Source organism: Thermasporomyces composti, assembly GCF_003386795.1.
GTDB lineage: Bacteria > Actinomycetota > Actinomycetes > Propionibacteriales > Actinopolymorphaceae > Thermasporomyces > Thermasporomyces composti.
Map to the genome: position 1 here is coordinate 2,180,558 of NZ_QTUC01000001.1, position 13,027 is coordinate 2,193,584.

At 69.0% G+C, this 13,027-nt stretch carries 12 protein-coding genes and 1 tRNA gene; 5 read left to right on the top strand and 8 right to left on the bottom strand.

Annotation, left to right across the window (positions count from 1 at the left end; genetic code table 11):
• Window positions 1-6 precede the first annotated feature (6 nt).
• Window positions 7-810 carry a DUF5324 family protein gene (locus DFJ64_RS09450; RefSeq protein WP_115850134.1) on the bottom strand — a complete coding sequence of 268 codons (804 nt, stop codon included), beginning with the start codon at window positions 808-810 and terminating at the stop codon, window positions 7-9.
• A gap of 249 nt (window positions 811-1,059) precedes the next feature.
• On the opposite strand from DFJ64_RS09450, the gene DFJ64_RS09455 reads away from it, so the two are divergent.
• Together DFJ64_RS09455 and DFJ64_RS09460 are read left to right on the top strand one after the other, a co-directional pair.
• A complete protein-coding gene (locus tag DFJ64_RS09455) occupies window positions 1,060-1,590 on the top strand; it encodes a peptidylprolyl isomerase (RefSeq protein ID WP_115850135.1) in 531 nt (176 codons plus the stop codon).
• 4 nt (window positions 1,591-1,594) lie between these two features.
• A complete protein-coding gene (locus DFJ64_RS09460) occupies window positions 1,595-2,518 on the top strand; it encodes a rhomboid family intramembrane serine protease (protein WP_115851946.1) in 924 nt (307 codons plus the stop codon).
• Between the two features lie 243 nt (window positions 2,519-2,761).
• Here the strand turns inward: DFJ64_RS09460 and crgA are convergent, their stop codons facing one another.
• Window positions 2,762-3,016, bottom strand: coding sequence for a cell division protein CrgA (gene crgA / locus DFJ64_RS09465; RefSeq protein ID WP_115851947.1), 255 nt, complete (start codon window positions 3,014-3,016; stop codon window positions 2,762-2,764).
• 219 nt (window positions 3,017-3,235) lie between these two features.
• Here crgA and DFJ64_RS09470 point away from each other — a divergent pair, with 219 nt between their 5' ends.
• The gene (locus tag DFJ64_RS09470; RefSeq protein WP_245941037.1) at window positions 3,236-3,958 is read left to right on the top strand and encodes a DUF881 domain-containing protein; all 723 of its coding nucleotides are present in this window, start codon (window positions 3,236-3,238) and stop codon (window positions 3,956-3,958) included.
• A 55-nt stretch (window positions 3,959-4,013) separates the two neighbouring features.
• The gene (locus DFJ64_RS09475) at window positions 4,014-4,637 is read left to right on the top strand and encodes an aminodeoxychorismate/anthranilate synthase component II (protein WP_115850136.1); all 624 of its coding nucleotides are present in this window, start codon (window positions 4,014-4,016) and stop codon (window positions 4,635-4,637) included.
• Between the two features lie 180 nt (window positions 4,638-4,817).
• Here the strand turns inward: DFJ64_RS09475 and pknB are convergent, their stop codons facing one another.
• The 6 genes from pknB to DFJ64_RS09505 all read right to left on the bottom strand — a co-directional run bounded on the left by pknB (window position 4,818) and on the right by DFJ64_RS09505 (window position 12,570).
• Complete coding sequence (gene pknB / locus DFJ64_RS09480) at window positions 4,818-6,650, bottom strand: Stk1 family PASTA domain-containing Ser/Thr kinase (RefSeq protein ID WP_115850137.1); 1,833 nt, start codon at window positions 6,648-6,650, stop codon at window positions 4,818-4,820.
• Window positions 6,651-6,697: 47 nt separating this feature from the next.
• On the bottom strand, window positions 6,698-8,149 hold the full coding sequence (locus DFJ64_RS09485; protein ID WP_115850138.1) for a peptidoglycan D,D-transpeptidase FtsI family protein: 1,452 nt from the start codon (window positions 8,147-8,149) through the stop codon (window positions 6,698-6,700).
• Window positions 8,150-8,156: 7 nt separating this feature from the next.
• A complete protein-coding gene (locus tag DFJ64_RS09490; RefSeq protein ID WP_115850139.1) occupies window positions 8,157-9,587 on the bottom strand; it encodes an FtsW/RodA/SpoVE family cell cycle protein in 1,431 nt (476 codons plus the stop codon).
• Complete coding sequence (locus DFJ64_RS09495) at window positions 9,584-11,113, bottom strand: PP2C family protein-serine/threonine phosphatase (protein WP_115850140.1); 1,530 nt, start codon at window positions 11,111-11,113, stop codon at window positions 9,584-9,586. Before DFJ64_RS09495 ends, DFJ64_RS09490 begins: the two co-directional genes overlap by 4 nt.
• Before the next feature lie 152 nt (window positions 11,114-11,265).
• Window positions 11,266-11,742, bottom strand: coding sequence for an FHA domain-containing protein FhaB/FipA (locus DFJ64_RS09500; RefSeq protein WP_115850141.1), 477 nt, complete (start codon window positions 11,740-11,742; stop codon window positions 11,266-11,268).
• A complete protein-coding gene (locus tag DFJ64_RS09505; protein WP_115850142.1) occupies window positions 11,743-12,570 on the bottom strand; it encodes an FHA domain-containing protein in 828 nt (275 codons plus the stop codon).
• A gap of 275 nt (window positions 12,571-12,845) precedes the next feature.
• Between DFJ64_RS09505 and DFJ64_RS09510 the strand changes: the two genes are divergently transcribed.
• Window positions 12,846-12,929, top strand: a tRNA-Leu gene (locus tag DFJ64_RS09510).
• Window positions 12,930-13,027 lie beyond the last annotated feature (98 nt).

Sequence of the window (13,027 nt, forward strand, 5' to 3'; positions counted from 1 at the left end):
CGAGGCTCAGGAGTCGGACGAGGGCGACGTCCGGCCGCCGCGGGTCGATCGGCCGGACGAGCGCCGCTTGCCGCTCGCCTGGCTCGAGCTCTCCGACGTTTGCTCGCTGGCGCCCCCGTCGTTCGGAGAACCCGGGTGGTCCGCCGACGCCTCGACACCCGACGCCTTGACGCCGGGCTGAGCGGCGGCCGAGGCGTCCGACGTCGCGTGGTTCGCCAAGGCCTCGTCCGGCGACGCACTCGTCTGATCGGCAGGCCGCTGGGCTGGGCTCGTTGAGGCTGGGCTCGTCGCGCTGGTGCGGCCGAAGCTCGCCGGTCTCGTCGGCGTGGGCTGCGCCGGCGCCGGCATCGGCTGCCATCGCTCGTTGCTCCCGCCCACGAGGTAGCGGTAGGCGGCGTAGGCCGCACCGCCGAGCGCCGACACGACGAGGAGGCGGACCAGCCAGCGTGACCTGCGACGAGCCGGGCGTGTGTCGATCTCTCCCTTGAGCGCGGCGACAGCGGCCGACCCCCGCCGCACGGCTTCCACACGGTACGGCTCCGTGGCGGCGACCGCGCTGGTCACGGCACCCGCCACCTTGGGAACCACGTCCTCGACTAGGGCGGTCCGGGCGCTCTCCACCGCGGGGCTGATGCGCTCGCGTGCGTCCTCCACCACGGGTGTGATTCGCTCACGGACGTCTTTGACGGCCGGACCGAGACGCTCCCTCGCGCTCTCGACCGCTGGGGTGATCCGATCCCAGGCGTGCTCGGCGGGTGGGATCGGTGTACCCCGTCGCTTCGAGGTCCGTGCCTTCTTCTGGCGTCCCATCTGGTTGCGCCTCCTCGTTCCCACCGTCGTGGGTCTTTGAGGTCCCTGGCGAGCTCGGCCGGGGCGAGATGTCGCGGAGGCCGCGGCGGCCGTGTGGCGAGGGACCATCCGTGATGCTCTTCCCCGGCTCCTTCCCGATCATGCCCCCTGCTGGCCGGTCTTGTCCTCCGACGACACCCTGGAGGTGGTGTGCTTGTCAACGTGGGAGGATCGGTCCGACGACAGGACCTGAGGGAGAGGGGACATTCGGTGAGCGAGGAGCCCTACGCCATACTTCACACCTCGGTCGGGGACATCGTGCTGCGGCTCTTCCCCGACCACGCCCCCAAGACGGTGAAGAACTTCATCGGCCTCGCCCAGGGGACCCGCGAGTGGATCGACCCCGCGACCGGACAGAAGACCACCAAGCGCTTCTACGACGGGTTGACGTTCCACCGGGTCATCGAGGGCTTCATGATCCAGGGTGGCTGTCCACTTGGGACGGGTACCGGCGGGCCTGGCTACCGCTTCGACGACGAGATCCACCCGGACCTGCGCTTCGACCGGCCGTACCTGCTGGCGATGGCGAACGCTGGACCCAACACGAACGGGTCACAGTTCTTCATCACGGTGTCGCCCACACCCCACCTCAACGCCCGGCACACGATCTTCGGTGAGGTCGCCGACGAGGAGAGTCGGGCCGTGGTCGACCGGATCAGCAAGGTGCCGACGGGCCCCATGGATCGGCCGATCGAACCCGTGGTCATGACGTCGGTCGACGTCGAGATGCGTGAAGTGTGAGGCCGTGACTGACCTACCCCGCCCCGATGACGGCACCGGTACCGAGGAGCCGCGTCCCCCTGGCTCGGTACCGGTCTGCTACCGCCATCCCGAACGGGAGTCCTACATCCGCTGCCAGCGTTGCGGGCGCTTCATCTGTCCCGACTGTCAGCGGCAGGCGGCGGTGGGCTTCCAGTGCGTCGAGTGCGTTCGCGAGGCTGCCCGCACGATGCCGACGATCCGAACCAGGTTCGGCGGCGTCGTGCGGGGTGGTGGCGCTGTCGTCACTAAGGTCATCCTCGGCCTCAACGTGGCCGTGTTCGCCTTGACGTTCCTGCTGGGGCCCGCCTTCGAGCAGTGGCTCATGCTGATCGGCCGACCGTGGTTCCTCACACCCGAGATCGGCGAGGCGCCCGGCGTGGCGGGAGGTGCCTACTGGCGACTGCTCACCGCGGCGTTCCTGCACCTCGACCTGTGGCACCTGCTGATCAACATGTTCTCCCTCTGGGTCCTCGGCCCGCCGCTGGAGTACCTCCTCGGTCGCTTCCGCTTCGCCGCCCTCTATCTCGGCAGCGCGCTCGCGGGTTCCGCGGTGGCGTACGCGTTCACTTCGCCCCTTGTGCCCGTGGTGGGTGCCTCTGGAGCGATCTTCGGCCTCTTCGGCGCCACGGTCGTCCTGGCCCGACGCATGCGTGCGGACATGAGCTGGTTCGTCGGGATCCTCGCCATCAACATCGTGCTCAATGTGGTCTTCCGAAGCTTCCTGTCGTGGCAGGGCCACCTGGGCGGCTTCTTGGCCGGTCTCGCGATCGGAGCGGCGCTCGTGTACGCCCCGCGGGAGCGCCGTGACCTCGTCCAGGCGCTCGGCTTCGCTCTCGTGATGGCGGCGACGATCGGGCTGATCGTGTGGCGGACCAGTCAGCTCACCGGCGACTATGCCGGCTTCTAGGCCGTCGCAGGGACGCGTCCAGGCGGGACCTCGCCCGAGTGGTTTGTCCACAGGCTGTGGGTCATCCCCAGGGTCCTGTGGATCGCAGGTATGCCGCGAGCAGATCTCTGGTCGAGGTGTCGCCGCAGGTCAACGGTGGTGCGTCAGGCTGCGTGGGACGCGCGGCGTGGAGTTCCACAGCAACTCATCCACAGCCTGGGGATGGCCTGTGGATGAGTTGGGGATGGCTTGTGGATTGATGGGTCAGCGCCACTGGGTGGACACGACGAAGCCGATGGCGATGAGCCCCATGCCGACGAGGATGTTCCAGTTGTTCAAGTCGCGCATGAGGGGGATCTCGCTCCCGGCCAGGTAGAAGACGACCAGCCAGAGCAGACCCACGATGAAGCAGGTGAGCATGACAGGCGCGACCCACCGGCCACCGTGGATGGCCTTCGCCGGCGCCTTCTCCGGCGGCGGGGTGAACACCTGCTTCTTCCGGTTGCGCGACTCAGGCACGTCGCCGTCCTCCCGCATGCGACACTCTCTGGGCGACTCGCTGTCCGTTAGCGTAGTCATTGCGGCGCAGCCGATCACGACGGAGGCGAGGTGGGCGACGAGAGGGTCGAGCCGGCGGGATCGCCGGCGTCCGTACCACTCGAGGAGCGGGCCGACCCGCGGCCGATATCGCTCCCGGACGACAGTGCCGGCGCCGATCGCTCCGGAGCGAGTCGGATCGTGTACCGCCTGCTTGCGGCCGTGACCTTCGGCCTCGCCGGCTTCCTGGGCGTCACCAGCGCGGTGAGTGCCGCCGGTACCGACCTGCGTGCCGAACGCCAGACCGACATCGCCGATCTCGCCCGCGCCCAGCTGCAGCGCGCCCGCGAGCTCGACGCCGAGCTGGCGGATCTGCGCGAGGAGGTCGACGAGCTGCTCGCGCGTCAGTCCGGTGACGAGGAGGCTCAGGTCGCCCAGAAGGAGCTGGAGCGCATCGCGCCGGTCGCCGGCCTCACTGCCGTCACGGGGCCTGGGGTCGCGGTGACCCTCGATGACGCGCCGCCGAGCGCGCGTTCCTCGGACGTGGATCCCGACGCTCTCGTCGTCCATCAGCAGGACATCCAGGCGGTGGCCAACGCGTTGTGGGCCGGTGGCGCCGAGGCGATGACCATCCAGGGTCAGCGCATCATCTCGACGTCGGCCATCCGTTGTGTCGGGAACTCCGTCGTCTTGCACGGGATCCCGTACCCGCCGCCCTACCGCATCGAGGCCGTCGGTGACGTGGACGGCATGATTCGGGCCCTGGAGAAGTCTCCCCAGGTCGAGGCCTACCTGAGCTATGCCAAGGACCCCCGCTACGGCTTGGGCTGGAAGCTCGAGCGCCTGCCCTCGGTGACCATCCCGGCCTTTGACGGGTCGCTCACGCTCGACTACGCGAGGTCCGCCGACGACGCGAGCCGCTGACGCCGAACGCAACCCCTGTCCCGGAAGGTCATCGGTCGGCCAGCACAATGGCCCCGTGACCGCGCGTGTCCTCGTCGTCGACAACTACGACTCGTTCGTCTACAACCTCGTCCAATACCTCTACCAGCTCGGCGTCGAATGTGACGTTCGTCGCAACGACGAGCTCTGTCCGCGCGACGTCGACGGCTTCGCCGGTGTGCTCCTCTCGCCCGGCCCTGGCACCCCCGAGGAGGCCGGAGTCTGTGTGGACCTCATCCGGTACGCCGCCGGGCGGGTCCCGATCTTCGGTGTCTGCTTGGGTCTCCAGGCGATCGCCGTGGCCTACGGTGCGACGGTCAGCCGAGCACCTGAGCTGCTGCACGGCAAGACCAGCCGGATCCGACACTCCGGCGTCGGGGTTCTGGCGGGCCTGCCCAACCCCTTCACCGCGACCCGGTACCACTCCCTCGCGGTCGAGTCGGCCACCGTGCCCACGGAGCTCGAGATCACCGCGTGGACGGACTCGGGCGTGGTGATGGCGCTCCGCCACCGCGACCTGGCCTGTGAGGGTGTGCAGTTCCATCCCGAGTCCGTGCTCACCGAGGGCGGTCACCGCATGCTCGCCAACTGGCTGGAGGTCTGCGGCGTCGACGGCGCGGTCGAGCGCTCGGCCGGTCTCGCGCCCGTCGTCGATCGCTGACCAGTCGACCGCTAGCCAGTCGACCGCTAGTCCGTCGACACGGACCAGAGGCACGCGCACGAGACCTCGGCCGGCCGCTCGCGAGCGCGCCGGTGTCCTCGCGCCGCGGTAAGGCCGCGAGGACACCAGCGCCATGTCTCCACCGTCGGAACCTGTGCCGGTGGGCGCTCGTCCGTCCGGTTAGCCCTCCTGCGGTGGTGTGGGCGTCGGCCGGGGCGTCTCCGTGGGGCTTGGAGACGGCTCCGGTTCGGGCTCGGGCTCCGGCTCGGGTTCCGGTTCGGGCTCGGGTTCCGGCTCGGGTTCCGGCTCGGGTTCGGGTTCGGGTTCCGGCTCGGGCTGGGGAGCGGCGGCGATGACGATCGTCACCGTCGTACCCCTCTCCCGTCGCTGGCCCGCGGACGGGGTCTGTTCGATGACGGTGCCCGGCGAGGCGTCGGAGGTCGTCCGGAAGATCGGGCGCGGACGGAAGCCGGCCCGCTCCAGCCGCCGTTCCGCGTCGGACTGGTCTTCTCCGACCACGTCGGGGACCTCGATCAGGCCACTGGAGTAGATGAGGACCACCTCGGAGCCGGCGGGAACGCGCTCGCCCTCCTCGGGCTCGACCGCGACGACGGTGCCCTCCGGCTCGTCCGACTCGGGGTCTTCGCGATCGGTGACCTCGAAACCCTTCGACTCCAGAAGCGCCCGGGCCTCGTCGACCTGCATGCCGACGACCTCGGGGATCTCGACCTCGGGTTGGCCACTGGAGATCGTGATGTCGACCGTGCCGTTGACCTCGACCGGGTCACCCGGAGCCGGGTGCTGGGACATCACCAGGCCCTCGGGCACCGTCTCGCTCGCCTCGGTACGGACCTCGCCCAGACGCAGGTCGTTCTGCGCCAAGATCCGCTCCGCCTCTTCCTGCGTGCGATTGAGCAGCGTCGGCGTGGTCACCGTGTTGGCGCTGCCGAACAGCGTCCGATAGCCGATGAACGCTGCGACGCCGAGGACGAAGAGGATCGAGATCGCCAGCATGACGTAGGCGACCTTGCGGGCTCGGTCCGGACCTTCGTCTTCCTCGGGCTCCTCCTCCGGAGGCGGCTCCCACTGCGCGGTGGGTTGAGGGTCCATCGGCTCATCCGGCGGAAGGAACCGGGCGGTGGCGTCGACGGGAACCACCGGGGCGGTCACGGCCTGGCCGGCGAGCGCGCGATCGATGTCCTCGCGCATCTCCGCCGCGGACTGGTACCGGTCGATCGGCTTCTTCTGCAAAGCCTTGAGCGTGATCGCGTCCGCGACCGGAGGCACCTCGGGGTCCAGCATGGACGGCGGCCGCGGCTCCTCCCGGACGTGCTGGTAGGCCACCGACACGGGGGAGTCGCCCACGAACGGCGGACGGCCCGTGAGCAGCTCGTAGAGCAGGCAGCCAGTGGAGTAGATGTCGCTGCGCGCGTCGACCGTCTCGCCCCGCGCTTGCTCCGGAGAGAGGTACTGCGCGGTACCGATCACCGCCGCGGTCTGCGTCATCGTCGCCGACGCGTCGGCCACTGCGCGGGCGATGCCGAAGTCCATGACCTTGACGTCGCCCTGTGGGGTGAGCATCACGTTGCCGGGCTTGATGTCGCGGTGGACGATGCCCGCCCGGTGGCTGTACTCCAGGGCGTCGAGGATGTCAGCGGTGATCTCGAGGGCGCGCTCCGGCAGGATGCGCCGGCCCTCTCGGAGCACGTCACGGAGCGTGCGTCCCTCGACGTACTCCATCACGATGTACGGCACGGAGACGCCGTCGATGATCTCCTCGCCGGTGTCGTAGACGGCGACGATGGACGGGTGGTTCAGTGACGCCGCTGACTGCGCCTCCCGCCGGAACCTGGCCTGGAATGTCGGGTCGGTCGCGAGGTCGTGGCGCAGTGTCTTGACCGCCACAGTGCGTCCCAACCGACGGTCGATACCGATCCGTACCTCGGCCATCCCCCCGTGACCGAGCACCTCGCCTAGGTCGTAGCGACCTCCGAGGAAGCGTCGCTCAGTCATTCCCTACCTTCCTGTGTGGTGATGGGGCTGTGCGGGGGTCACGGTGCTCACTTGCCGATCACCGCCTCCATGACGGATTTCGCGATAGGTGCGGCCAGGCGTCCGCCGGAGATCTCGCTACGACCGACGTTGGCCTTCTCGATGACGACAGCCACAGCGACCTGTGGGTCGTCAGCCGGCGCGAAGGACACGAACCACGCGTATGGTGGCCGATCGGGCGTGGTCTGCGCCGTCCCGGTCTTGCCGCCCACTTGGATGCCGTCGATCTTCACCGGCTTACCGGTGCCGTTCTCGACGACCTCGACCATCATCTGCTTGAGCGCGTTGGCGACCTGAGGTGAGACGGCTTCGGAGACCACCTCGGGCTCGGTGACCTCCAGAGTCTGGAGGTCCGGGCCGCTCAGGCTCTCGACGACGTACGGCTTCATGACCTTGCCGTCGTTGGCGATGGCGGCGGTGACCATCGCCATCTGCAAGGGTGTCGCTCGCACGTCGAACTGGCCGATCGAGCTTTGCGCCAGCTGCGGCGCGTTGAGCTCGTCGGGGAAGACGCTCGCGACGCCGCGAACCTCCGGGAGGAACGTGGTGCCGAAGCCGAACTTCTCCGCCTGCTCGCGCAGCGCGTCCTCCCCGAGATCCATGCCCACCGCCGCGAAGGCGGTGTTGCAGGAGGTGGCGAGCGCCTCGGTGAGGGTGATCCGGTCGGACGATCCGCACAGGCCGTCCTGCCAGTTGGTCATGTTGACCGTGGTGAGTGGAAGGTCGAGCTCGGCTGGAGCTGACACCAGCGTGTCCGCCTCGTAGCGGCCAGAGGACAGCGCCGCCGCCGCGGTGACGAGCTTGAACGTCGAGCCCGGGGGATAGTGCCGCTCGGCGGCGCGGTTCTCCCACGGATTGGAGGGATCCTCGAGGAGCTCTTCCCACGCTTTCTGGATCGACCGCGAGCTGTGCGACGACAGCTTGTTGGGGTCGTACGACGGCCGGCTGACCATGGCCAGGACCTTGCCGGTCTTCGGCTCGAGCGCCACCACCGCGCCGACCTTGCCCTTCAGCCCTTCGTAGGCGGCTTGCTGGACACGAGGGTCGATCGTCAACTGGACACTGCCGCCTTGCGGCTGCCGGTTGGTGATCATGTCGACGACCCGGCGCACGAAGAGTCGGCTGTCTGTGCCGGCGAGCACGTCGTTCTGGGCGCTTTCGATCGCACGGCGGCCCAGCGTGAAGGAGTAGAAGCCGGTCAGGTGCGCGTACAGGTGGGGGTCGCGGTACCTCCGGAGGTAGACGAGGTCGTCGTCGGTGCGCACCGAGTACGCCACCGGGGTGCCGTCGACCACGATGGGGCCGCGCTGCCGGGCGTACTCGTCGAGGAGAACCCGCGTGTTGCCTTCGCGCTTGTTGTACTCGTCCGCCTTGTACGCCTGGATGTAGTTGACGTTGGCGAGCAAGGCGAAGAAGAGCACCATGAAGGCCACCGCGACGCGGCGGATCGGGCGGTTCATCGACTCATCACCGGCGCATCACCACTTGCGTCAGCGCGTCCTCGGTTGGCTGGACCGGCGTGACCGCCGGCCGACGAGCGTAGTCGCTGATGCGCAGGAGGAGGGCGACGAGTGCCCAGTTCGCCACCAGCGAGGACCCGCCGTAGGAGAGGAACGGCGTGGTCAGGCCCGTCAGTGGGATCAGCTTGGTGACTCCGCCGATGACGACGAAGACCTGGAGCGCGAAGATCGCCGCGAACCCGGTGGCGAGCAGCTTGCCGAACGGGTCACGGCAGATGAGCGCGGTCCGCAGACCGCGTTCGACGATGATCCCGTAGAGCAGCAGCAGCGCCATGAGGCCGGTGAGGCCCAGCTCCTCGCCGAGCGCGGCGAAGATGAAGTCGCTCTTGGCGAGCGGGACCAACGTGGGGTGCCCCTCGCCGAGACCGCGACCGAGGATGCCGCCGTAGGCCAGGCCGTACAGCGACTGGATGATCTGGTAGGCGCCGTCCCTGTTCTCGGGCGCGAACGGGTGCAGCCAGGAGTCGACCCGGTTGGCGACGTGGGAGAACTGGTCGATGTGGAGGACCGTGGCGCCGAAGTAGGCGAACCACGCACCGCCGAGGAAGAGCGTCCCGCCGACGAACACCCAGCCGGGACGCTCGGTCGAGACGTAGAGCAGGATCACGAACGCGCCGAAGAACAGCAGGGCCGTTCCCAGGTCCCGCTGGAAGACCAGGATGCCGAGGCTGATCAGCCACGCCGACAAGATCGGACCCAGGTCGCGGCCGCGCGGTAGGTCGATGCCGAGGAAGCGCCGGCCTGCCAGCGCGAGGGCGTCCTTCTTCACCACGAGGTAGCCCGCGAAGAAGATGATGAGGCACACCTTGGCGATCTCGCCCGGCTGGAACGACATGCCCGCGAACCGCACCCAGATCTGGGCTCCCTGGAAGCGGACGCCCAGGCCAGGGACGAGCGGCAGCAGGAGCAGCACCACGCCGGAGAACAGCATGGTGTAGGTGACGCGCTGCAACCACCGGTGGTCGCGGAGCAGCAGCAGGACGAGCACGAACCCGGCGATCCCCACCGCGGTCCAGGTCAGCTGGAGCGGCGCCTCCGTCCTGGGGAGGTCCTTACCGGCGGCCACGGCGTTCTCCACCTTCGTCACGTCGAGCCGGTGGATCATCGCCAGTCCGATGCCGTTGAGGAGCACCACGCACGGGAGGAGGATCGGGTCCGCGTAGGGCGCGCGGATGCGGACGACGATGTGGGCGATCCCGACCAACAGGGAGAGTCCCACGCCGTAGGAGACGACCTGGTTGCTGATCTCCCCCTTCATCGTCAGGCTGACGATGGCGTAGGCCCCCACCGCCACCGCGAGGGCGATGACGGTCAGGAGGAGTTCCGCGTTCCGACGCTTACGGAACGGAACAGCGGTGTAGGTGTGGACCTCGCTCACTTCTGGCCTGTCGGTTGGGATATCGAGTCGTCCGGGTCACACTCCACGGGAACGTCGGACAGGTCATCCGCCTGACGATCCGCCGCCCAGGATCGGACGGCGCCGGCTGTGGGCTCCTCGGTGTGTCGGGTCGAGGACCGGGAGCGTGGAGCGTCGGTGGTCAGTGTGGGCGATGGCGTCAGCCGGCGGTTCGGCGGGGGTGTCGTGTACCCCGCGGCCTTCGCGGTGAGCTCGGCGACGATGCTCCGCGCGTGGCGCAAGTCGTCGGCGGCGATGGTGCAGACCACCCTTTCACGCTCATACGGGGGCAGTTGGGAGAGCTGCAGGTTCTGCAGCTCGAACACCTCGGACAGCTTGACGCCGGGAATCTGCTGGGAGATGCCGCGGAAGATGGCCACCCTGGAGTTCAAGTCCGTGCTGCCCGCGGGGTAGGGGCCGACGTAGTACTGCCGCTGCGTCCAGTCGTACGCCATACGCAGGCCCACGCCGATGAGGCCGAGGGCGACGACGGTGACGCACAGTCGTGTCAGCCATCGAAAGCGGCTCGGGGGCCGCGGCGCGTAGCGGAGCTCCTCCGGATCCGGCTCCTCGTCGTCGGGGGGTGGCTCCTCGTCGATCGGTGGCGTGGCCTCGAGCGGGGCGGTGGTCTCCGTCGGTGACGGTGGTGGCACCGGATCGGACGGGGCCGAGGGTCCGCGACCGCTGGGGAAGTCCCCTCCGCCCAGGTCTCCGAACAGGCGCGGGTCGGCCTCGCTGACGGCTCCCACCAACACCGGTTCGGACATCGAGGCGTCGACCTCGTTCGCGTCGACGAGGTCGGCGACCACGCAGGTGACGTTGTCCGGGCTACCCTGGCGGAGCGCCGCCTCGACGAGCGCGGCCGCCGCCTCGTCCGGGGTCGCGCTGCGCAGCAGGATCGCCTCGATCACCGGGTCCTTGATTCCGGCGTTGTCCAGCCCATCACTGCACAGCAGCAGCCGGTCGCCGACCTCGAGCTCGATGGCGAAGAGGTCCGGCCGAGCGTCCTGACGCCCCTCGAGCGCGCGGATGATGAGGCTGCGGTGGGGGTGGACCTCCGCTTCCTCCGGTGTGATGCGTCCCTCATCGACCAGGCTCTGGACGAACGTGTGGTCGTGGGTGAGCATCCGCAACCGACCGTCGCGCAGCAGGTACGCCCGTGAGTCGCCGATGTGGGCCACGCTCGCGCGATAGCCGTCGAAGAGTGCGGCAGTGAGCGTCGTCCCCATGCCCTCGAGGTGGGGATCGGTCTCGATGCGCTCCGCGATGCGCGCGTTCGCTTCGATCGCGGCCTGGCCGAGCGCTCGGAGCGGCTCGGGGTGACTTGGCGTGTCCAGGGCGCGGACGGTCATGATCGTGGTGGCGCTCGCCACGTCACCACCGACCGTGCCGCCCATGCCGTCGGCGACGGCGAGCAGATGCGGACCGGCGTAGCCGGAGTCCTCGTTCCTCGTCTTCGGACCGAGCCCGACGTCGGTGCGTGCGGCGTAACGGAGCGCGAGCCTCATCCTGCCTTCTCTTGGCCTTGAGTTGTCGTCGCCTTGCCGTGGCGCAGCGGGCGGCCCGGAAGCGACTCCGGTCGGCTCAGCCGACGTGCGCACCCGGGCGCTCCGGTCGTCACTCCGCTCATCCGTGCACCCTCGAACGTCATCGTTGGCGCCTATTTGTACAGCTCGATGATCGTCTTGCCTACTCGGACCGGGACACCAGAGCCCACCGGCGTCGGTCCGTGGATCCGGCTCTCGCCGACGAAGGTGCCGTTCGTGGAGCCGAGATCCTCGGCGTACCAGGTGTCCTGCTGGGGCCGCAGGACAGCGTGCCGAGTGGAGACGTACTCGTCATCCACCCGGATCTCGCAATCCGGAGCCCGGCCGATGACCAGCGGATGGTCACCAAGAGGCACCCGGAGTCCGGCGTTGACGCCCTGGACGACGACCGCCACCGACGGCGCACCCTTACGCCGCCTCGGCTGCCGCGGCGGGCGCGCAGGTCGGCGTGGCGCTCGCTCGGCCGCCTTGGGGTCGGGGACTCGGGCGCCGAACAAGTCGGACCGGATGACCGACACCGCGGACAGCACGAAAAGCCAGAGCACCGCGAGGAACCCCAGCTTGATGATCGTGAGTGTGAGCTCCGACACCTAGTGCTCTCCGCCCGGACGACGTAGGACCAGAAGCGTATTACCGAGCAGGATCTGGCTGCCGTCGTGGAGCGCCGCGTACTCCACGCGCCGTCCATCGACCACGATGCCGTTGGTCGAGCCGAGATCGTGGATCGTCACGGTGTACTGAGGCCCGTCGAGGGACACGCGGATCTCAGCGTGCCGGCGGGAGACCCCTGGGTCGGTGATGCGCAGGTCGGCGTCGGTGCCCCGACCGAGGATGACGCCCGGCGGCTCGAGCGGGTGCCGTTGGCCGTTGACCTCCAGGTACGGCGGCATGGGCCGGTGCAGGTCGGGTCGCGTGCGCGGGACTGGACGCGGACCCGGGGCGGGCGGAGGCACGGACGCGTAGCCGGGCGCGTGCCCGTAGTGCCCGGCGCCGTAGCGCGGCGAAGGCTCGGGTGGCGGCGGGCTCGGGCGCCTCGACGGTACGATCGAGGCCACCGCGCTGCTGCGGATCCGGAACCGCCCTGTGGTCAGGTCTTCGCGGCGTTCGAAGGCGACGGTCACGGGGCCGGTGAAGGTGTACCGCTGGGCGCTGGCGTGCCGGTTGACCACGTCGACGAGCTCGCGCGTCAGCGTGTGCGCGTACGGCGCGAGACGGTCGTAGTCGGTGCTGGACAGCTCAACGGTGAAGTCGTTCGGCACGAGGCTGGCGTCACGGGAGAGGACCTGGGCAGAGTTGTCGAGCTCACGCTGGAGAGCCGACGCGATCTCGACCGGCTGCACGGCGGAGCGGAAGACGCGTGCGAAGGTGCCTGTCACGAGGCCTTCGAGACCTCGCTCCAGGCGGCGAAACACTCCCACTGGTACCTCCTTCCCGCGCCGAACCATGCCATGGTCGATGCCATGTTCGCGCTCGTTGTTCGCGCTCGATCGTAACTGCCGAGACCAGCGATGGCGCTGACCTGCCGCCGCTTACCGCTACCGGATAACTCCGCTGCGGAGTCGCTTGACTTCTTAGTGTGATCGACGGTGGGCGAAATCAACATCATCCCGGACGAATCTTCCGCCGCCCCAGGCTGATCCCTCCGCGGTCACGACGTGCTAGCCTCTATGCGCCCCGGTACGGCTGGGGTCGGGCGCGAGTGGCGGAATAGGCAGACGCGCAGGATTCAGGTTCCTGTGCCCGCAAGGGCGTGGGGGTTCAACTCCCCCCTCGCGCACCCGCTCGATCGTCACCACGCGGACGGTTCCCACTGGTCTTCGCCTCGAAGGTCCTCACCTCGATGGCCAGGACGGGCCGCGCTGTGGCAGCGTGCCT